The sequence below is a fragment of the Bacillus sp. AFS059628 genome (genome assembly GCF_002571225.1).
In the GTDB taxonomy this organism is placed as follows: Bacteria; Bacillota; Bacilli; order Bacillales; family Bacillaceae_G; genus Bacillus_A.
Map to the genome: position 1 here is coordinate 127,931 of NZ_NVEC01000061.1, position 21,418 is coordinate 149,348.

The 21,418-nt window shown below is 38.1% G+C and carries 26 protein-coding genes; 3 read left to right on the forward strand and 23 right to left on the reverse strand.

The annotated features are described in order from the left end of the window. Positions 1-3: 3 nt before the first annotated feature. The 3 genes from COL05_RS20965 to nuoA are packed head-to-tail and all read right to left on the reverse strand — an operon-like array spanning position 4 to position 2,044. On the reverse strand, positions 4-1,170 hold the full coding sequence (locus COL05_RS20965; RefSeq protein WP_098670005.1) for an NADH-quinone oxidoreductase subunit C: 1,167 nt from the start codon (positions 1,168-1,170) through the stop codon (positions 4-6). Continuing rightward, positions 1,167-1,685: an NADH-quinone oxidoreductase subunit NuoB gene (nuoB, locus tag COL05_RS20970; RefSeq protein WP_000236331.1), complete on the reverse strand. Its 519-nt coding sequence runs from the start codon at positions 1,683-1,685 to the stop codon at positions 1,167-1,169. The genes COL05_RS20965 and nuoB overlap by 4 nt, the downstream gene beginning before the upstream one ends. Beyond that, positions 1,676-2,044 (reverse strand): NADH-quinone oxidoreductase subunit NuoA, encoded by a 369-nt coding sequence (gene nuoA, locus COL05_RS20975; protein ID WP_098670006.1) that lies wholly within the window; start codon positions 2,042-2,044, stop codon positions 1,676-1,678. The genes nuoB and nuoA overlap by 10 nt, the downstream gene beginning before the upstream one ends. Before the next feature lie 290 nt (positions 2,045-2,334). Between nuoA and COL05_RS20980 the strand changes: the two genes are divergently transcribed. Further along, positions 2,335-5,064, forward strand: coding sequence for a putative bifunctional diguanylate cyclase/phosphodiesterase (locus COL05_RS20980; RefSeq protein WP_098670007.1), 2,730 nt, complete (start codon positions 2,335-2,337; stop codon positions 5,062-5,064). A gap of 50 nt (positions 5,065-5,114) precedes the next feature. On the opposite strand, the gene COL05_RS20985 is transcribed toward COL05_RS20980, so the two are convergent. The 20 genes from COL05_RS20985 to COL05_RS21085 all read right to left on the reverse strand — a co-directional run bounded on the left by COL05_RS20985 (position 5,115) and on the right by COL05_RS21085 (position 19,622). Next, the gene (locus COL05_RS20985) at positions 5,115-5,768 is read right to left on the reverse strand and encodes a DUF975 family protein (RefSeq protein WP_098670008.1); all 654 of its coding nucleotides are present in this window, start codon (positions 5,766-5,768) and stop codon (positions 5,115-5,117) included. A gap of 47 nt (positions 5,769-5,815) precedes the next feature. Continuing rightward, positions 5,816-6,598 carry a DUF975 family protein gene (locus COL05_RS20990; protein WP_098670009.1) on the reverse strand — a complete coding sequence of 261 codons (783 nt, stop codon included), beginning with the start codon at positions 6,596-6,598 and terminating at the stop codon, positions 5,816-5,818. Positions 6,599-6,729: 131 nt separating this feature from the next. Continuing rightward, the gene (gene atpC, locus COL05_RS20995; protein ID WP_000847211.1) at positions 6,730-7,131 is read right to left on the reverse strand and encodes a F0F1 ATP synthase subunit epsilon; all 402 of its coding nucleotides are present in this window, start codon (positions 7,129-7,131) and stop codon (positions 6,730-6,732) included. 20 nt (positions 7,132-7,151) lie between these two features. Next, positions 7,152-8,558, reverse strand: a complete 1,407-nt coding sequence (gene atpD / locus COL05_RS21000; RefSeq protein ID WP_098670010.1) for a F0F1 ATP synthase subunit beta — start codon at positions 8,556-8,558, stop codon at positions 7,152-7,154. Positions 8,559-8,799: 241 nt separating this feature from the next. Next, complete coding sequence (gene atpG / locus COL05_RS21010; protein WP_000157696.1) at positions 8,800-9,660, reverse strand: F0F1 ATP synthase subunit gamma; 861 nt, start codon at positions 9,658-9,660, stop codon at positions 8,800-8,802. 212 nt (positions 9,661-9,872) lie between these two features. Beyond that, entirely contained in the window at positions 9,873-9,995 is a 123-nt protein-coding gene (locus COL05_RS31985; protein ID WP_257152584.1) for a hypothetical protein, read from the reverse strand. 75 nt (positions 9,996-10,070) lie between these two features. Next, positions 10,071-11,579, reverse strand: a complete 1,509-nt coding sequence (gene atpA / locus COL05_RS21015) for a F0F1 ATP synthase subunit alpha (protein ID WP_000027518.1) — start codon at positions 11,577-11,579, stop codon at positions 10,071-10,073. A gap of 11 nt (positions 11,580-11,590) precedes the next feature. After that, the gene (gene atpH / locus COL05_RS21020; protein ID WP_000064683.1) at positions 11,591-12,133 is read right to left on the reverse strand and encodes a F0F1 ATP synthase subunit delta; all 543 of its coding nucleotides are present in this window, start codon (positions 12,131-12,133) and stop codon (positions 11,591-11,593) included. Continuing rightward, positions 12,130-12,636 carry a F0F1 ATP synthase subunit B gene (gene atpF, locus COL05_RS21025; RefSeq protein ID WP_001142618.1) on the reverse strand — a complete coding sequence of 169 codons (507 nt, stop codon included), beginning with the start codon at positions 12,634-12,636 and terminating at the stop codon, positions 12,130-12,132. Before atpF ends, atpH begins: the two co-directional genes overlap by 4 nt. A gap of 129 nt (positions 12,637-12,765) precedes the next feature. Next, entirely contained in the window at positions 12,766-12,984 is a 219-nt protein-coding gene (atpE, locus tag COL05_RS21030; protein WP_000052064.1) for a F0F1 ATP synthase subunit C, read from the reverse strand. Positions 12,985-13,040: 56 nt separating this feature from the next. Further along, positions 13,041-13,760 carry a F0F1 ATP synthase subunit A gene (gene atpB / locus COL05_RS21035; RefSeq protein WP_086392762.1) on the reverse strand — a complete coding sequence of 240 codons (720 nt, stop codon included), beginning with the start codon at positions 13,758-13,760 and terminating at the stop codon, positions 13,041-13,043. Between the two features lie 7 nt (positions 13,761-13,767). Then, a complete protein-coding gene (locus COL05_RS21040) occupies positions 13,768-14,160 on the reverse strand; it encodes an ATP synthase subunit I (RefSeq protein WP_000567600.1) in 393 nt (130 codons plus the stop codon). After that, complete coding sequence (locus COL05_RS21045) at positions 14,160-14,384, reverse strand: AtpZ/AtpI family protein (RefSeq protein WP_001171223.1); 225 nt, start codon at positions 14,382-14,384, stop codon at positions 14,160-14,162. Before COL05_RS21045 ends, COL05_RS21040 begins: the two co-directional genes overlap by 1 nt. Before the next feature lie 26 nt (positions 14,385-14,410). Then, entirely contained in the window at positions 14,411-14,524 is a 114-nt protein-coding gene (locus tag COL05_RS21050) for a DUF4024 domain-containing protein (RefSeq protein WP_000232962.1), read from the reverse strand. 371 nt (positions 14,525-14,895) lie between these two features. Then, complete coding sequence (gene upp / locus COL05_RS21055; protein ID WP_000517533.1) at positions 14,896-15,525, reverse strand: uracil phosphoribosyltransferase; 630 nt, start codon at positions 15,523-15,525, stop codon at positions 14,896-14,898. A gap of 272 nt (positions 15,526-15,797) precedes the next feature. Next, complete coding sequence (glyA, locus tag COL05_RS21060; RefSeq protein WP_142337598.1) at positions 15,798-17,039, reverse strand: serine hydroxymethyltransferase; 1,242 nt, start codon at positions 17,037-17,039, stop codon at positions 15,798-15,800. A gap of 216 nt (positions 17,040-17,255) precedes the next feature. Further along, positions 17,256-17,828, reverse strand: a complete 573-nt coding sequence (locus tag COL05_RS21065; RefSeq protein ID WP_098670012.1) for a TIGR01440 family protein — start codon at positions 17,826-17,828, stop codon at positions 17,256-17,258. 66 nt (positions 17,829-17,894) lie between these two features. Further along, positions 17,895-18,338 (reverse strand): ribose 5-phosphate isomerase B, encoded by a 444-nt coding sequence (gene rpiB, locus COL05_RS21070; protein ID WP_000869919.1) that lies wholly within the window; start codon positions 18,336-18,338, stop codon positions 17,895-17,897. Between the two features lie 96 nt (positions 18,339-18,434). Further along, positions 18,435-18,875, reverse strand: coding sequence for a low molecular weight protein arginine phosphatase (locus COL05_RS21075; RefSeq protein ID WP_098670013.1), 441 nt, complete (start codon positions 18,873-18,875; stop codon positions 18,435-18,437). Positions 18,876-19,124: 249 nt separating this feature from the next. Further along, entirely contained in the window at positions 19,125-19,622 is a 498-nt protein-coding gene (locus tag COL05_RS21085) for a PTS sugar transporter subunit IIA (RefSeq protein ID WP_000473666.1), read from the reverse strand. 386 nt (positions 19,623-20,008) lie between these two features. Here COL05_RS21085 and COL05_RS21090 point away from each other — a divergent pair, with 386 nt between their 5' ends. Both COL05_RS21090 and COL05_RS21095 read left to right on the forward strand, forming a co-directional pair. After that, entirely contained in the window at positions 20,009-20,395 is a 387-nt protein-coding gene (locus COL05_RS21090) for a DoxX family protein (protein ID WP_098670014.1), read from the forward strand. A gap of 158 nt (positions 20,396-20,553) precedes the next feature. Then, complete coding sequence (locus tag COL05_RS21095) at positions 20,554-21,165, forward strand: flavin reductase family protein (RefSeq protein WP_048528044.1); 612 nt, start codon at positions 20,554-20,556, stop codon at positions 21,163-21,165. The last annotated feature ends 253 nt before the right edge of the window (positions 21,166-21,418 follow it).

The following is a 21,418-nucleotide window of genomic DNA, read 5'->3' on the forward strand; positions in this document are numbered from 1 at the left end:
TAGCTACACCTCCACATCATACGGTTCATAATCTTTCCTAAGCGGATGCCCTATCCAATCATCAGGCATTAAAATACGTGATAAATTTGGATGCCCCTTAAATACAATACCAAGCAAATCATACGCTTCCCGCTCTGGCCAATCCGCTCCCTTCCAAAGTGCTGTCACCGATTCTACTTGCGGCTCTTCCCTATCCAGCTTCACCTTTACCGCTACTGACTGTTTCTTTCCATATGAAAATAAATGAACATACACTTCCATATGTGTCACAAAATCCGTCGCATGTAGCTCTGACATATAATCAAATGCAAGTCCCTCATGGAATCGCAGTAACTCCATTACTTCATAATATTTGGAGGTTTCGACCACAAGAGTTGGCACATCTTTTGAAAGTTTATTAATGTAGCAATCTACTAATGTATCTTCTCCTACTTTCCCCTTAATAACTTCAACATACTGATTTAAATACGGTTGATTCACGGATGGTTCTTCCGGCTTCGGCTCCTCTTCCTTCTTACCTTCAGCGCTCTTTGTCTTCGCTCTTGCAGCCGCAGCCGCTTTTGCTTTCGCTGCTGCAATTGCCTTCGCCTTTTCATCTCCTGAATCCCCATCACCTTGTGAGGCCTTCTGCTTCGCTAATGCCGCTGCTTTCGCCTTTGCTGCCGCCACGGCCTTCGCCTTCGCTTTTGCCTTTTCCTCTTCCGTTACCTCTTCTGTCCCTTCCCTTTTTTGCTTCGCTAACACCGCTGCTTTTGCTTTCGCTGCAGCTGCTGCCTTCGCCTTCGCTTTTGCCTTTTCTTCTTCCGTTACCTCTTCTGTCCCTTCCCTTTTTTGCTTCGCTAACGCCGCTGCTTTTGCTTTCGCTGCAGCTACTGCCTTCGCCTTCGCTTTGACCTTTTCTTCTTCCGTTACCTCTTCTTCTGTTCCTTCTCTTTTTTGCTTCGCTAATGCCGCCGCTTTCGCTTTTGCGGCCGCAGCTGCGCGTCGTTTTGCTTCTTCCACAGTCATTTCATCATTTTTTGGTAGCGCTTTCTCTTTTTCCTGATCTTCTTCCTCAAGTTTACTTATTTCTGCATCATGTTTCGCAACGAGACGCTTTCTCGCCTCTTCTTTCGCACGCCTAGCCGCTTCTCTTTTCAAATCCTCTAATTCTTTGTTTGGATCACTCATTTATTCGTCACCTGCTTTCCCGTCTTTGCCTCGTAACGAATTTTTTCTTTCAATTTATTAATTCCATAAATTAAGGCCGCAGGATTTGGTGGGCAACCAGGAATATACACATCCACTGGTACAATTTGATCTACACCTTTCACAACAGCATATGAATTTACATACGGGCCACCTGCTGTCGCACAAGATCCCATTGCAATAACCCATTTTGGTTCAGGCATTTGATCATATAAACGCCGAACAATAGGAGCCATCTTCTTCGTTACCGTTCCCGACACAATCATAACGTCCGATTGCCTTGGTGAAGTCCGAAAAAATGACCCAAATCGATCTAAATCGTAATGCGATGAACCTACTCCCATCATTTCAATTGCACAGCATGCCAGTCCGAATGTCATCGGCCATAAAGAATTACTCCGTGCCCACCCTTTCAACTGTTCCAATGTAGAAAAAAAGATATTTCGTTCTAATTCCGCTCGCTCATTTGGATGTAACTCCTCAAAATTTATAACCATTGTAACACCTTCTTTTTCCAAGCATACGCTAATCCAACTAGCAACATTACAACAAAGATGAGCATTTCAATCAGTGCAAATAAACCGAGCTTGTCATATGCAACAGCCCATGGATATAAAAATAAAGTTTCTACATCAAAAATGACAAACAATAAAGCAAAAATATAATAACGAGCATGAAATCGAATATTTGCATCATGAAAAGGCTCAATCCCACTCTCATACGTCGTCGCTTTCGCTGCACTTGGTTTGTTTGGGCGCAGCATCTTTCCTAATGTAAGAGCCACTACCGGCAGCAATATGCCTAATAGCAAGAAAATCAAAACGATTATATAACTATTTTCATATACACTTACCATTGTGAAACCCTCCCCCCTGAATTAAGAACAAGTTCACTTAGTAAACAATATGTCCTAGTTGCAGCAATTATTATTTTTAAATTTTTCTAAATAATGCAACTATTTTAATCATTATAGCAAACTTCAAATTCCTATGTCGATATGTTGGGGGACAGAAACGGGAATTATTAAAATCTATTTTTAGAACTCGCTATACCTGTGTAAAATAAGTATAGAAATTATATATACTTTTCAAGAAACAATAAAAAATAAAAAGAGGAAGTTATATGTATATACCGTGGGTGAGATAAATGAAAAAACAAACACATGTAAGTATTCTTATAAGCATCATATTGTTATCTGTAGCGATTCATTATGTGGCAATGCCTTTTCTATATGAATACTCATTTCCTTTTCAAATATTAATTGGAATGAGTACTTTATTCATTGATATTATCGCTTGTATTTATATACTTTATTTTTCAAACAAGAAAGAAGGGTTACCTCGTTTATTTTGGACCATTTTATGTATTGGAACCCTCTCTTATTTCATTGGAGATATCATCGTTGCCTATCAACGTTTAATTTTAAAGGACTACTATACATTCGTTGATTTGTCCGATTTTTTTTATCTACTTTTTTTAATTAGCTTTGCATTTGCCTTTCTATATGAAATCATCTATAACCGCGATTTATTAGAAAAGCTTTTTATGATATGTGATATTTGTATTATTGTTACAGCACAATTCACTTTAAGTTACTACTTACTTATCGAACATACTATTCACGTTTCTTCAACATCCAATATCGACATATTTGTTCAACTTACCTATCCAATGACCGATTTACTCTTTTTCCTCATAGGAATCAATCTGTTATTCAAGCCATTATCTTTATTATCCAAAAGAGTTGGTGCGCTTCTTGGCAGTGCTTTAATTTTATATGCTACTACAGATGCGATTTATGCTTATATTAAATACTTCACACCCGAGTATTCTATGTTTACAGTTACTCCTCTCTATCAAGTAACTTTAGTACTAGTAGCAATCGCCTGTATTCTGCATACGAAAGAACCTGAAAAACAAGAGCAAGTACTATTAACACCTAAACTTGGTGAATCAATCAGATTATCATTACCTTATATTTCTGTAGTAATGCTTATTGTGTTTATACTAGTTGAATACGTTTTTGCACCTATTGTAGTAATTGGGCTTATGATAACTTTCTCCTTCGTTCTCATACGCCATAGTTTAGTTCGAAAACAAAATAAAGTATTATTACTAGCTCAAATGCAATTCAACTCAGAACTCGAAAAACAAATTGAACTACGTACAGAAGATTTAGTAGAACAAAAAAATGAACTATACCATAACCAACAAATGTTTAAATCTTTATATGAGCACCATCCAGATCCAATTTTCACATTAGACTTGTACGGTAATTTTCTCAACGTGAACAACGCTGGTACGACTTTACTCGGTTATCAAACGAATGAATTATTAAAACAACCATACTATTCACTTACGTATGAAGAAGATTTGGAAGAGATTATTAATGCCTTCCATCGCGTAAAAAAGGGAAAATCTATTTCTTTAGAAGTACGGGCGTATCATAAAAATAGAGATATTTACTACTTGCATGTTACAGCTGTTCCTATCTTTTTAAAAAATCATATTTCTGGCGTTTATTTAATGATTAAAGATATTACGGAAAGCAAACAACAGCAAGAACAAATTAACTTTCTAGCCTACCATGATACATTAACAGAGCTTGCAAATCGCCGTGCATTTCATCAATATGTAGAACAAGCAATTGCTCGATCCAAAATATCAAAAAGGCCTTTTGCTGTTATGTTCCTCGACCTAGACCGCTTTAAAGTTATTAACGACACCCTCGGTCATAGGGTAGGAGACCTTCTATTAATTGCAGTAGCAAAAAGACTCGAAAGAATAGCAACACCAAATATGAAACTTGCCCGATTAGCTGGGGATGAATTCACAATCCTTATTGAGAATTATCAAAAAAGGCCAGATGTAAAAAAAATAGCTGACGCGATTGTAGCAAACATGAACGAACCATTCGAAATTGAAAATCAACATTTAAAAATCTCACCAAGCATCGGGATTGCAATATATCCTGAAGCAGGTGAAGATCCATTATCAATCTTGCAACATGCCGATATGGCCATGTATGAAGCAAAAAACAAAGGAAAAAACGGTAGCTCTCTGTACACGAAAGAATTATATAAAAAAATGGAACGAAAAGCTCGAATTGAAAAAGATTTACCACTCGCTTTAGTAAACGAAGAATTTTATGTCGTTTATCAACCACAAATTGATATTACGACGAAAAAAATTATTGGTGCTGAAGCATTAATACGCTGGAAACACCCACTCCTAGGTGACATTCCGCCATGTGAGTTCATTCCAATTGTAGAGGAGACTCCGCAGGCCATTCCACTCGGTCATTGGGTATTAAAAGAATCTTGTCGCCAGTTAAAAATATGGCATACTTTTGGCTATACAGATTTAAAAATAAGTGTGAACTTATCAGCAAAGGAGTTCCAGCAAGATAATTTAATCGAACACATTTCACAAATACTAACAAACTTTAACGTCGATCCCAAATATGTAACACTTGAGTTAACAGAACGAATTGCGATGATTGATGAAAAAGAAACATTATTAAGACTAAAACAATTAAAGGAATATGGTATTCAAACGTCCATTGATGACTTCGGTACCGGCTATTCTTCTCTCGCTTATTTATCAATTTTCCCTATCGATACATTAAAAGTACCGAGAGAATTTACACAACTCGCTGATCACCGTCCTGAAGAAAGGGCTATCGTCTCAACTATCCTTTCCCTTGCAAATACGTTAAATCTTTCTGTCGTTGCTGAAGGAATTGAAACAGAAAAACAACTTAAATTTCTACAAAAAAACAACTGTAAGTATATGCAAGGTTACTATTTCAGTAAACCACTTACGAGTCATCAATTTATAAAATTCCTACAAAAAACCCCCAGTATGAACCAATAGCTCATACTGAGGGTTTTATAAAACGAATCATCAATGTAGGATGCCCCACTTTATAGTGTCGGAATTGTTTTCTCGTAATATTCCTCTGCAATCTCTTCATAAAAAGCTGCTGACGTCGTATAAAAATATGGAATTAGCCATAGGAATCCAATCCCGAGTGTAATACAACTTAATATAAACCAACCAATAAAGCTTAAACATAAAATGAAATACTCCATCTTATGCCCATCCATCATACGACGGCTTTCTGTAATAGCTTGATTTATAGAATACTCAGGGTGATCATTTATAATAAAGTACGTCATCGCATAAGAAAATGATTTAATAATGCCTGGAATAATAAATAGTAAAAACCATAAGAAAATATAAATATTCACTACTATATATAATAAAAATGACTTTATAAACTTACTTCCTTCTGTAAACCATCTGAATATATGCCCGATACACGCTTCTTTTTCACGAATGATATGCAGCGCTAAACAATAGCCACCTAACGTTAATGGACCTACCATCAATATTGAAATAACGTCTACTGAAAGTGAGTTATTTACTTCTTTCCAATCCCAAAATTGAGAGAAAATGAAATCAATACTAAAACTAAAAGCTGAAATAAGAATCGAAATTAGTAATGTTGCCCCGACAGCTAATCCCCATTTCCCTTCTAATGAATCTAGCGCTTCTCCTTTTAAATCACTAATCATAATTTGCCTCCTATACGTAATAACTCTATTAGTATAGCATGTTCCTACTACAATTGATCTTTTGAAAGATGACGATAAAAATGCGCTGTCGTTGTACTCATATACGGGCTAAGCCAAAGAAAGCCTATTCCAAGTGTAAAAATCGCTAAAATTGCCCAACCTATAAAACTCAGCCACAACAGAAACAAATCCAATTTGTGCCCCTTCATAAGATGCTTACTTTCTTTCATCGCCTGTGACACACTATACTCTGGATTTTCAACCATAACATAGTACGTCAGCGCATAAGAAAAGTACATCACAATCATACCAACGATTGAAATAGCCAATAATACAAAGAAAGCAATAGCAAACGACGTATTTCCTTCTTCACCCAAAAATGCAAATAAGGCTACTAGCAACATTGGAATCCATGTACCTGTATATAATAAAATCGCAAGCATTGCCCACATTGTTTTCATCATTCTTTTAAAGCCACGAAATCCTTCGAATAAGTAGTCTACTTTAGCACCTTCTCGTTTACTAATCTGTAAAAATACATTTGTATAACCGTATGATGTAATCCCATACGATGCGTTACCCAAAATTATCATAATGCAATAAAAAATCCCGAATGTAACGCCTGCTCCAATTGATATTGTTTCCTCTTCAACTGAACCTGCTAAACCAGCAAATAAGAAAAATATAATAATTCCTGGAATTAAAAGTATAAGCATTGCAGCCATTGAAACAACATAACTTAAAATAAAATATAAAATCGTTGATCCAACACCTAGTCCCCAATTTCCTTTTAAGGAGTGCAATGCTTCTCGTTTCATTTCACCGATCATTTATTCATCCCCTTTATAAATTGTTGTACATTCTCTACTTATACGTGCAACAATATAATTATACCATTTTTGTAAAATTATCCATAAACAACATAAAAAAAATCCGTAAAGGCAAAGCCTTTACGGATTTTTTATTTCATATCGGAAACGTTTAAACGGTTCACAGCACGTTGTAATGCCATTTCTGCACGTTTAAAGTCAACATGTGCTTGTTTATCTTGCAGACGTTGTTCAGCACGACGCTTCGCTTCATTTGCACGATGGATATCGATATGGTTTGCTTCTTCAGCAGATGATGATAATACAGTTACTTTATCTGGACGAACTTCGATAAAGCCACCGCTTACCGCTACATAATCAGTGTGTCCACCATTTTTCAGACGAACTGCACTAATTTTTAATGGTGCAACAGTTGGAATGTGACCCGGTAAGATCCCCATTTCCCCACTCTCCGCTTTTACACTTACCATTTCTACTTCTTTTTCGTAAACCGGTCCATCAGGAGTTACAATACTGACTGGAAATGTCTTCATACTTCGTCCCTCCTAAGGCCTTACGCCATCATTTTCTTCGCGTTTTCAATAACTTCTTCAATGCCACCAACAAGGCGGAATGCATCTTCTGGAAGGTCATCATATTTTCCTTCTAGAATTTCTTTAAATCCGCTAACTGTATCTTTTACAGGTACGTAAGAACCTTTTTGACCTGTAAACTGCTCAGCTACGTGGAAGTTTTGAGATAAGAAGAATTGAATACGACGAGCACGATGTACAACTAACTTATCTTCTTCAGATAACTCATCCATACCTAAGATAGCAATGATATCTTGAAGCTCTTTATAACGCTGTAAAGTTTGCTGTACTTGACGAGCTACTTCATAATGCTCTTCTCCTACGATTTCTGGAGAAAGTGCACGAGATGTAGATGCTAATGGATCTACGGCTGGGTAAATACCCATTTGTGTTAAACGACGCTCTAAGTTTGTTGTTGCATCTAAGTGAGCGAACGTTGTAGCTGGTGCTGGATCCGTATAGTCATCGGCTGGTACATATACCGCTTGGATAGACGTGATAGATCCTTTATTTGTAGATGTAATACGCTCTTGTAATTGACCCATTTCTGTTGCAAGTGTTGGTTGGTAACCTACCGCAGATGGCATACGACCAAGAAGGGCAGATACTTCAGAACCTGCTTGCGTGAAACGGAAGATGTTATCGATGAACAGAAGTACGTCTTGTCCTTGCTCATCACGGAAATGCTCAGCCATTGTTAATCCTGTTAATGCAACACGTTGACGTGCTCCAGGTGGCTCGTTCATTTGTCCGAATACCATCGCAGTTTTCTTAATTACGCCTGAATCGCTCATTTCGTGGTATAAGTCATTACCCTCACGAGTACGCTCACCTACACCAGCGAATACAGAGATACCACCGTGTTCTTGTGCGATGTTATTGATTAATTCCTGAATTAATACTGTTTTACCTACACCGGCACCACCGAATAGACCGATCTTACCACCCTTAATGTAAGGAGCAAGTAAGTCTACTACTTTAATACCAGTTTCAAGAATTTCTACTTTAGTAGATAATTCTTCGAATGCAGGTGCTTGACGGTGAATTGGATCACGATGTACATCTGCAGGAACCTCACCATCTAAGTCAATTGCATCACCTAATACGTTAAATACGCGACCAAGTGTTACATCACCAACTGGTACAGAGATTGGTTTACCAGTATCTTCTACTTCTGTGCCACGAACAAGTCCATCTGTGGAAGACATCGCAACTGTACGAACTGTATCATCACCTAAATGAAGTGCAACTTCAAATGTTAAGTTAATACTTCCGTTTTCGTTGCTTTGTTTTACCGTAAGGGCGTTGTAGATTTCTGGTAGCTTTCCGCCATCAAACTTAACGTCTACAACCGGACCCATGATTTGCGTAACGCGCCCTTTATTCATCGGGTTCCCTCCTAGCTTTCTTTTAATTAGCTAACTTTCTACGAGCAGCTAGCTTTTCATTTTTTATTGGTTTATAGCTTACGCGACTCTTTTGAAAGAGCCGCTTCCGCCTTTTATTGAATCTAGCTCCAGCGGTTAGAATGTTCGGTGGCTTCGCTTTTTCCTACGAGGCACAAATCGCCTCTACGTCAAAAGCTCCATCCCCCTCTCATTCTGAACGAACCGCTTCCGCCTTTTAAGACTATTCTAACGCTGCTGCTCCACCAACGATTTCCGTAATTTCTTGCGTAATCGCTGCCTGACGCGCACGGTTGAATGAAAGTGTAAGTGAATCGATAACTTCCATTGCGTTGTCTGTAGCACTCTTCATTGCTGTCATACGCGCTGCGTGTTCACTTGCTTTACCGTCTAGTAATGCACCGTACACTAAGCTTTCTGCGTATTGTGGCAATAGTACTTTTAAAATTTCTTCTTCAGAAGGCTCGAATTCATAAGCTGTCGTCGGTTTATCAGACGCCACATCAGTAAGCGGTAAAATTTTATTTTCCGTTACTTCTTGTGAAATTTTACTTACGTAATGGTTGTAGTAAATATACAGCTCATCATAAGCACCATCTGCAAACATCGCAATTGCTCGAGAAGCAAGATCTTTAATATCAGTAAATGATGGGTGGTCAGATAGTCCAACTACTTCATCAATGATGTTAAAGCCGCGACGTTTTAAATAATCACGTCCTAGTCGTCCAAGCACAATAATTGAATATTGGTTTGAATCCATATTATGACGTTCACGAATTACATTACTTACTGTACGTAATACGTTACTGTTATAACCACCTGCTAGTCCGCGATCAGATGTAATAACGATGTATCCTGTACGCTTTACAGGACGCGCATTTAGCATCGGATGATTAATTCCCTTACTTCCTTGCGCAATGCTCGCTACTACTTCTTGAATCTTTTCCATATACGGAACGAAAGATTTAGCATTTTGCTCTGCACGGTTTAACTTAGATGCAGATACCATCTCCATCGCTTTCGTAATTTGACTCGTTTTCTTTGTCGAGTTAATCTTCGCTTTTATATCGCGTAAAGATGCCACAGGTTTTCACCACCTTTTTTCCGGAAGTTGGCACGATTAGTAAGAATCCTCTTCCTAATCTACGTTGCAAGATATTCTTGCTCATGATTGAAGGAAAAGAATAGGTGCACCTACTCTTTTCCTTTACATAACCGTCAGCAATCTCAGAGCCTGAGATGCCTTATATATTATCTAGCTCCAGCGGCTTGAATGCTCGGTGGCTTCACTTCTTCCTACGAGACAAAAACCGCCTCTTCGTCAGAAGCTCCATCCCCCTCACATTCAGAACGAGCCGCTTCCGCTTTTATTAATCTAGTTCCGCCTCCTAGCCCCTTTCGTCTAAGAACCTTCCCCACAAGAAGGTAAAAAGCACCTTCTGTGAGAAAGAACCTTAGCCGATGGGGCTGAACAGTCGGCTTCACTTTTTATTATTATTCAGAAGCTACGAATACTTTTTTAAATCCGTTAATTGCTGCTGCAAATTTGTCGTCATCCGCAAGTTTCTTAGTTGTGCGGATTTCTTCTAATAAGTCAGTCGCATTAGAATCTAACCAAGCATGGAATTCTTCTTCGAAACGAGTGATATCTACTACTGGGATATCATCTAGGAATCCACGTGTTAAAGCGTAAAGAATGATAACTTGTTTCTCTACACGTAACGGTTTGTGTAATCCTTGTTTTAATACCTCAACAGTACGAGCACCACGGTTTAGTTTCGCTTGAGTTGCTTTATCTAGGTCAGAACCGAACTGAGCGAACGCTTCTAACTCACGGTAAGATGCAAGGTCAAGACGAAGTGTACCTGATACTTTACTCATTGCTTTAATCTGAGCAGATCCACCAACACGAGATACAGAAGTACCCGCATCGATCGCTGGACGTACACCAGAGAAGAATAGGTCAGATTGTAAGAAGATTTGTCCATCCGTAATCGAGATTACGTTTGTTGGGATGTAAGCTGATACGTCCCCTGCTTGTGTTTCGATGAAAGGTAGTGCAGTTAAAGAACCGCCGCCTTTTGCATCACTTAATTTTGCTGCACGCTCTAATAAGCGAGAATGTAAGTAGAATACATCCCCTGGGTAAGCTTCACGACCTGGAGGACGACGTAATAGTAATGACAGCTCACGGTAAGCTGCTGCTTGTTTTGATAAGTCATCATATACTACTAATACGTGTTTACCATTGTACATGAACTCTTCACCCATTGTTACACCAGCGTAAGGAGCTAGGTATAATAATGGAGCTGGTTGAGAAGCAGATGCAGTTACAACGATTGTGTACTCTAATGCACCGTGCTTACGTAGTGTTTCTACTACGTTACGTACAGTTGATTCTTTTTGTCCAATCGCTACGTAGATACAAATCATATCTTCATCTTTTTGGTTAATGATTGTATCAAGAGCAACTGCTGTTTTACCAGTTTGACGGTCACCGATGATTAACTCACGTTGACCACGGCCAATTGGTACAAGAGCATCGATCGCTTTAATACCTGTTTGAAGTGGTTCATGAACAGATTTACGATCCATTACACCTGGTGCTGGACTTTCAATTGGACGAGTGTTTGTTGTATTGATTGGGCCTAAACCATCAACTGGTTGACCTAATGGGTTTACAACACGACCAATTAGTTCTTTTCCTACTGGTACTTGCATGATGCGACCAGTACGACGAACTTCGTCACCTTCACGGATTTCTGTGTAAGGTCCTAAAATGATAATACCTACGTTGTTTTCCTCTAAATTTTGTGCTAGCCCCATAACGCCGTTAGAGAACTCTACAAGTTCACCAGCCATAACGTTATCAAGACCATGAGCACGTGCGATACCGTCACCAACTTGGATAACTGTACCAACATCACTAACTTCGATTTCAGACTGATAGTTCTCAATTTGTTGCTTTATCAGTGCGCTAATTTCTTCAGCTCTGATGCTCATGTGCTTCACCCCTATCTATTCTTCATTAATTCACGCTGAATACGTGCTAATTTTCCTTGTAAACTTCCATCATAAATGCGATTTCCAATACGTACTTTAATGCCGCCTAGTAAATCTTCATCTACAACATTTTTTACGCGAATTGCATCTTTTCCTGTTCTCTTCGCAAATGCTTCTGCAATGTTAAGCTTCTCTTCTTCTGATAGAAGACGAGTAGAATATACAGTTGCGTCCGCTACGTTACGTTCTTCATTAGCAAGAACAACATATTCATCTGCAATTTCAGGTAAGATATCAATGCGTTTGTTATCAATTAAAATATATAACGTATTTAAAATAGATTCAGAAACAGATCCGAATACGTTTGCAAGAAACGTTTTCTTTTGTTCCTTTGAAATGTTCGGTTGCGTTAAAAAGCTATGTAGTTCTCCGTTCTTTACATAAACGTTTTGTACAAGGCGTAATTCCTCTTCAAACATTTCTAATACGTGTTTTTCTTTAGCAATTTTAAAAAGAGCGACAGCATAACGTTTTGCTACAATCCCATTGCTCATCGCGCTTCTCCTACTTCTTTAATATAATCGCGAATTAACTTCACTTGATCTTCTTCTTTTAATTCTTTTTCAATTACTTTAGAAGCAATTTGAACAGATAAAGAAGCAACTTGTTCTTGTAAAGCAGCAATTGCTTGCTCTTTTTCGCGTTGAATTTCTTGTACAGCAGATGCTTTAATTGATTCTGCTTCTTCTTTCGCAGCAGCAACAATAACATCTTTTTGATCTACAGCTTGCTTTTTCGCTCTTTCGATTAACTCTTGTGCTTCAACACGTGATTGTTTTAACATTTCACGTTGTTCTTCTACTAACTTCTTCGCCTCAGCATTACTTCTTTCTGCAGCGTCGATTTCATTAGTAACATGCTCTTCACGTTCTTTCATAATTCCCATTAAAGGACCCCACGCAAATTTGCGTAGCATTACTAATAGAAGTAAGAAAATGAACAATGTATAAGCAATCGTTCCAAATGGAATGGCAGCACCTAATAATAAAGTTGGCACAAGGATTCACTCCCTTCAAAATATCTAAATTGATCATATGAAAAAAAAAGACATACGTTTCATTCATAAAGCAATGGCGAAGAAAGTTCGGAAAAACACTCTTCGCCATCTATGTAAGGGGAGTCTCCCTTATTTGTTCATTACGATGAAAGCAATAACTACACCGATGATTGGAAGTGCCTCAACTAAAGCAACCCCGATGAACATAATTGTTTGAAGTGCGCCTTTTAGTTCTGGTTGACGAGCAACACCTTCGATTGTACGTGATACGATAAGACCGTTACCAATACCTGCACCTAATGCTGATAAACCAATTGCAATTGCAGCTGCGATTACACCTAAACTCATTTAATTTGTCCTCCTTTGTATTATAAAAAAATAAATTTTTTCTTACTTAAATTATATTAATGGTCATGGCTTACTTTATGAGCCATATAAACCATCGTTAACATTACGAAAATAAATGCCTGGATTGAACCAACGAATACACTGAATCCCATCCACGCTAACATAGGTACAAGTGCACCTAATGCGCCAAGGAATGATGCTCCGCCCAACTTAGCAAGTAATCCTAATAAGATCTCACCTGCATAAATGTTACCGAATAAACGAAGACCTAACGTTAATGTGTTAGCAAACTCCTCAATAACCTTTAATGGGAATAAGAATTTCATAGGTTGGAAATAACCTTTTACATATTCTTTCGTACCCTTCATCTTAATTCCATAATAATGGGTGAGGGTAACTACCATCACGGCTAATGTTAATGTAACTGCTGGATCAGACGTTGGTGATCTCCACCATGCAATATGTTCGCCAGCTTCAGTTGCTGAATACATGAATGGTAAACCAAGGAAGTTCGATACGATGATAAACATGATAAGCGTAACGCCAAGCGTTAAGAAACGTCCACCTGTTTTCCAGTCCATCGTACTATTGATAATCCCTTTCACGAAGTCAAACACCCATTCCATGAAGTTTTGCATTCCTGTTGGGCGAAGAGCTAAGCTGCGAGTTCCGATAACAGCGATTAAGAAAACAATAACTGCTGCTACAGTAACCATCATAACTGACGACAAATCGAACGTTAAACCTAGAAATTCAACTAATCTACCGTGTTCCACTAGTAATTCACCTCTCTTCCCTGCTCTTATACTCTAAATAAAGAAAATCTATGATCATGACAAGGTATCCTGTCAGCAATCCTACACCTAAGCCCCACATCGCAATTAACTCTTGATATTTGGCTGCAAATAAAATTAATAACCCAATCGTGGCGAATCTTGAATATGTACTTACCGCTGTTGCCTTAAACTTCACGTTTTCTCCATTTGTTACGCGATCCAACAGCTTGTCTGTTCTACGTGCAATGATGCGCAAACTAAGAAAACTGAAAATCGTCCCGATAATCAGCCCAAGAAATACATCCTTGTAAGAGGTGAATCCCCATCCTAGCACTAGAAGCGCAAGCAAGTAGTACATATATTTCTTTTGTCTTTGGACAAGTCCATGTACGTCTATCATCATTGCTCTCCCGAATAGTAATGTCGAATGAGTCGAATCATTGCGTATACCCCTGTTCCTAATCCGAGTAATAACCCTATAATAAGAAACAACGGAAACGTTCCAACCTTATTATCAATCCACTGCCCACCAAAGATCCCAACAAGAATAGAACCGACTAACTGAGCAAGAATACCTGACATTAAAGCATAAGCTTTTATATGGCTGCGATCGTTTTTTTGCAAGGATTCATCCCTCCAATATGTAACCCTCATTCACGATGTGTTAATAATAACTCATTTTTTTGCATAAATCCTATACAAAACAAAAAGTTTACATTTTCGTCACGGAATAGATGTAATTTTGTCACTGAAAGCCCTACCATCTATCCCCGTTGTTAGCATACAATAGGGTATTAACAGTGTCAACGAGAAATCGTAAAAAATCAAAAAATTTGAGTATTAGTCATTTCCTCCCAAAAATGAAAACGTTCCCCTTCTAAATACTGGTTAGAGATATGCAATTTCTAACAGTTTTCTCATTATAATAGAAGGAAATGTTCACAAGTTTGTCACCATTATATTTTTACGATATAACGCTTTCCTTCCATAATATAGTGCTCCTTAGACGTAAGACTTCTATATTATATGTGAGGTGTATGCAACTTATGTTGTATATACTATGTATATTTATCCCCCTCCCCTACCCTATCAAGGTACAAAAAAACGAGAGGGGAATCCCCTCTCGTCAGTTGTCTTACTTCGTTCCGAATAAACGGTCACCAGCATCACCAAGACCTGGCACTACATATCCGTGGTCATTTAATTTCTCATCTAATGCTGCTACATAAATATCAACATCAGGATGTTCTTCTTGTACTACTTTTACCCCTTCTGGAGCTGCAACGATACACATTAATTTAATTTGCTTTGCACCGCGCTTTTTCAGAGAGTTAATTGCTTCAGCTGCAGAACCACCTGTTGCTAGCATCGGATCTAGTACGATAAAGTCACGCTCTTCTACATCCGTTGGAAGTTTCACATAGTATTCTACCGGTTGCAATGTTTTAGGGTCGCGGTATAAACCAACGTGTCCTACTTTTGCTGCTGGAATTAATTTCAGAATTCCATCAACCATTCCTAAACCTGCACGTAAAATCGGAATTAAACCAAGTTTTTTACCAGCGATCACTTTTGTTGTCGCTTTGCTTACAGGCGTTTCAATCTCAATATCTTCAAGTGGAAGGTCGCGAGTAATTTCGAAAGCCATTAAGCTTGCTACTTCGTCCACTAATTCACGAAAATCTTTCGTACCTGTATTCTTATCGCGAATATATGTAATCTTATGTTGAATTAACGGGTGATCAAATACATACAGTTTTCCCATGTGAATCTCTCCTTTAGATGATATTCATGCGTTTGCACGCTTTTTTACACTATTTACGATTGTAAAGAAAACGTTACTAATATTCAAGGGCAAATTTGGCAAAATCATGATTTTACGATGAATCTATCTAGTATCTTTACCAATTATGGGAGCTGTATCCTTCATTATATCGCCAAAATTTATTCATCATTTGTATACATACTTAAAGAACAATATATGTCCAAAAAAAAGACTGCTAAAACAATTGCGTCTCAGCAGTCTTCTTCAATCTATTATAGATCTGTGTACATTGGGAATTTGCTCGTTAACGCTTCTACACGCTTACGTGCTTCTTCTAATGAAGCTTCATTTTCATGATTTTTTAATGTGTAAGCAATAAGTGACGCAATTTCATCCATTTCTTCTAAACCGAAACCACGAGATGTTACAGCTGCTGTACCGATACGTACACCGCTTGTTACAAATGGGCTTGCTGTTTCAAATGGAATTGTATTTTTGTTTACTGTAATACCAACTTCGTCTAATACGTGCTCTGCTACTTTACCTGTGATTTCTAAGTTACGAACATCAATTAGGATTAAGTGATTATCTGTTCCACCAGAAACAAGTGTAAGCCCTTCTTTTTGAAGACCTTCAGCTAAGCGATTCGCATTGTTAACGATGTTTTGTGCATATGTTTTGAAATCATCTTGAAGTGCCTCACCAAACGCAACAGCTTTTGCAGCGATTACGTGCATAAGTGGACCACCTTGAATACCAGGGAAGATTGATTTATCAATTTGTTTTGCAAATTGCTCTTCACATAAAATCATACCACCACGTGGACCACGTAATGTTTTATGTGTTGTTGTTGTAACGAAATGTGCATGTGGTACTGGATTTGGATGTAAACCAGCCGCTACTAAACCAGCGATATGTGCCATATCAACCATTAAGTATGCACCCACTTCATCTGCAATCTCACGGAATCGTTTGAAATCGATAACACGAGGGTATGCACTTGCACCCGCAACGATTAATTTTGGTTTATGTTCTTTCGCTTTTGCTAACACATCATCGTAATTAATACGGTGAGATTCAGCATCCACGCCATATTCTACGAAATTATATTGTACTCCACTGAAGTTAACAGGGCTTCCGTGTGTTAAGTGACCACCATGAGATAAATTCATACCAAGTACTGTATCGCCTTGCTCTAAAATCGTGAAGTATACTGCCATGTTCGCTTGTGCACCAGAATGTGGTTGAACATTTACGTGCTCTGCGCCGAAAATTTCTTTTACACGATCACGTGCGATATCTTCTACTACGTCTACGTGTTCACAACCACCATAGTAACGTTTTCCAGGATATCCTTCAGCATACTTATTTGTTAAAACAGAACCTTGCGCCTCCATTACTGCTTCACTTACGAAGTTTTCCGAAGCAATTAGCTCAATCTTTGTGCGCTGTCTTCCTAGCTCTGCCTCAATTGCAGCAAATACCTTTTCATCTTGACGTTTTAAATGATCCACCAAAATCCCCCTTTTCTGAACGAATTACATCGATTCCCAATAGTTTTTTCTCATTTATTCAGAAAAAACGAAAATTCAGGTTGTAATTCTTTCGAACCTTCATGTTTTCAACTACATTCTAACATGACTTTCTATATCATAAAAGAAAAAAAAGACCGAAAATCGGTCTTTTCTTTCTTCTATGATAAAGTCAGACAACATACCTTATTCGTAACTTTAACGGCAAGTGACAGACTCTTCCTTCGCCGCATAAACAGCACGTGCTCCACCAATTAGTTTTCCACGTGTTGTTGCCATCGTTACATGTGCACTTCCAATTTCCTTCACACTAGTACGAACCGGAACAGCTACGTGCTTTAAATGCATACCGATAAATGTATCACCAATATCCATCCCCGCATCTGCTTTAATAAACTCAATTACTACCGGATCTTTCAAATTGTGATAAGCATATGTTGCTAATGCACCACCTGCTGATCTAACAGGCGTAACTGTTACAATTTCATATTGATATTTCATTGCCAACTCTCTCTCAACTACTAAAGCGCGGTTTAAATGCTCACAACATTGAAACGCCAACTCAATACCTGTTTGCTCTTGAAATTGTTTTAACTCAGAAAAAATCGCCTCTGCTACTTCCATCGTTCCTGATGTTCCAATTCTTTCTCCTAGTACTTCGCTCGTACTACAACCCACTACAAAAATTTGACCACTTTGTAATGAAGCTTGTTCTTGGAAGTCAGAAAGCGAACTTTGTAGCTGTTCTCTTACCTTTACGATTTCTGTCATTACGCCTCTTCCTTTCACAGGTTGGTTCACCAAATTATATTTCCTACTGCCTCTAGTTAGAATCTATTACTTTGCTTCGTAAGTTTTAATTTTTCCTACGCGGTTTTCGTGACGGCCACCTTCAAATTCAGTTGTTAACCAAATTTTTGCGATGTCACGTGCTAGACCAGCACCAATTACACGCTCGCCCATTGCTAACATGTTTGTATCGTTATGCTCTCTCGTTGCTCTCGCACTGAAAGTATCATGAACTAATGCACAACGAATACCATTTACTTTGTTTGCAGCAATTGACATACCGATGCCTGTCCCACAAACTAAAATACCACGGTCTACTTCGCCATTTGCTACCATTTCCGCTGCTGGAAACGCAAAATCAGGGTAATCAACAGAACCAGCTTCACATTCACAACCTAAATCAATATATTCAATATTTAACTCTTCTAATAAACTTACAAGTTCTTTACGGATATTCATACCGCCGTGATCAGATGCTACTACTACTTTCATTTTTACCCCTCCAAAGTTTCAATCCATTATCTTCATTTCTCACTTGATCCTTTAATGGGACGAAGTGATCTCCAATATCGTATTATACACGAAACATCAACCTTCTGAATGTTTTTTCAGTAAAGTTTGTACAAGTTTTTCCATCTCTTCTAACGTTTCTTTATAAATAGAGAGAGAGCCACCGAATGGATCTGAAATATCCTTACTCATCCCCTCAGTTACTCCATATAATGTATCTACTTTCCCTTCAACACTCGGATAATGCCCAAGGATAATTTGCTTATGGTTTTCCGTCATTGTTACTACAATATCTGCCCAATCAATTAAGGCTTCGTTTACCTGCTGCGAAGCATGATCGATTGCAATCCCCTTTTCAGCTAAGGCTTCCTTTGCATGTACCGACGCATCACTTCCAGGATAGGCGAAAACACCAGCAGATTGCACTTCAAACTTGCCTTCTCCATGGTGACGCAGTAACGCCTCAGCCATCGGACTACGGCATGTATTTCCAGTGCAAACAAATAATACTCGTTTCATTTAAACCCACCCCTTTTCTCTACTTCCTACCCTTTATCATAGCGTAAATTAAAATAGAACAAAAGAAATGTGAATATACGAAAGACGCATTTCTCTTATATTTTTTCTAAGAAAAATGCGCCTTATCCACATATATGTGAAACCCTATTTCCAAGTGCCCAAAGTATTTTACCATACATAAGGAACAGACTACAAAACAAAATAAGGAATCCATTTCATACGAAACGGATTCCTTTCATTTAATAATTATTATTTCATTGTAACTTTCATTACCTCTGTTGAACCTTTTGTAGCAGTTACACCTACAGTTGTCTTAATAGACTCAGCTGCATCTGTGTTTGTAATAACGATTGGAGTAATTGTGCTTTTCGCTTTTTCGCGAATTAATTCTAAGTCGAATGAGATTAATTTATCTCCAGCTTTTACAGCTTGTCCTTCAGAAACGTGAGCTTCGAAACCTTCACCTTCCATTTTTACAGTTTCTAATCCAACATGGATTAAAATTTCTGTACCGTTTTTCGCTTTAATTCCAATCGCATGTTTCGTGTGGAATAATTGTACGATTTCGCCATCAACTGGAGATACAACTACACCTTCAGTAGGATCGATTGCAACACCGTCACCCATCATACGACCAGCGAATACTGGATCTGGTACTTCTTCAATATTTTTTACTGCTCCAGTTAATGGAGCTACGATTGTTTCTTCATTTGTTTTTGAACCAAGACCGAATAATTTTTTAAACATAGGATAGTCCTCCTTATAATTTACCTAAAAGTTTATAGGGCAATCTCTATTAAAGATCTGAATAAACGTAAGACCTCATACTTCGAATATTATACTGTAAAAACGCTTTCGAAATAAATTACGTCATTACTACTAGACTCTTATTGTAGCGTCTCACAAAATTCCAGTCAATTCTGATTGTCTGAATAACAATAAGAAGTTAACTTCTACTTATATTTTCTCTTTTTTTATCCAACTTGTCTAGAGGTCTTTACTACATTTTATTTTTTGTTGTTAATTTGTAAAATTTAATTTAAAATTTTTTCGAAATCCACTTGACTAAAGTAAGTAACTATTTTATTATTACTTACGTAAGGTAAGTTAATAACTTTTAGGAGGTTTTTAAAATGATGGATTTCGGTCTTCTTATTATTCGTCTTATTATAGGTATTACATTCATGGGTCATGGTGCTCAAAAATTATTTGGTTGGTTCGGCGGTTACGGTTTAAAAGGAACAGGTGGCTGGATGGAATCAATCGGTTTACGCCCTGGTGTATTTATGGCATTTATGGCTGGTGCAACTGAATTACTAGGTGGTTTCTTATTTGCATCAGGTATTTTCATTGCAGTTGGTTCATTGTTTATCGTTGGAACAATGTTAATGGCAATCTTCACTGTTCATGGAAAAAATGGTTACTGGGTGACACAAAACGGATATGAATACAATTTAATGTTAATCGCTGTTGCGATTGGTGTAGCTTTAATCGGACCTGGCGCATACGTTTTATTATAATTTTTATCTTGAATTCGAGATTATTTAAATGGAACTTACTTCATTACGATTGAAGTAAGTTCTTTTTATGTAACAAAATATTATTTCCAGCAGGAGTTTTCCACTAACATCTTGTAAACAAACAATAAGTCATCATATTTAGAAAGGGGATTTCAATCATGTTATCCATTAATCCAAATGAACAAACGGAAAAAGAGAATTACAAATTATTAACGGGAAGTATCATTCCACGCCCTGTCGCATTCGTTACTTCTGTAACAAAAGACGGCGTATTAAACGGTGCACCATACAGTTATTTCAACATTGTTGCTGCAAATCCACCACTTATTTCAGTTTCTGTCCAACGGAAAGCAGGAGAAAGAAAAGACACTTCTCGAAATGCAATTGAAAAAGGTGAGTTTGTCGTACATATTTCCGATGAATCTTACGTAGAAGCAATTAACGAAACAGCAGCTAACCTCCCGCCAAATGAAAGTGAAATTGAACTAGCAAAATTAACACCAATTGAAAGTGATGTTATCTCTGTTCCAGGTGTAAAAGAAGCAAATATTCGAATGGAATGCGTGCTAGAACGTGCAATTCCTCTTGGTGGAACAGAAGACTCACCAGCATGTGATTTACTAATTGGACGTGTCGTTCGTTTCCACGTCGCAGAACACCTATACGAAAAAGGTCGCATTCACGCAGAAGGACTCAAACCAGTAAGCCGCCTAGCAGGACACAACTACGCAAAACTAGGAGAACAATTTGAGTTGGTAAGGCCCGTTTAAAAGTGGAAGTGGCCCGTTTAGCTCTGACCAGCTAAGATTCTCTCGCACAAAAGGTGCTTTTTACCTTTAATGCGGGAGGTTCTTAGATGCGAAGAGCTGGCCACTGGAACTGGATAATGTCTAAACGCGGATGCGGCTCGCTCAGAATCGTAGGGCACTTCATGCGAGAGAGCGAAATGACCGGAGATTCTAGCCGCTGGAGCTGGATATGCTTAAAAGTGGATGCGGCTCGCTCAGAATGGGAGGAGGATGG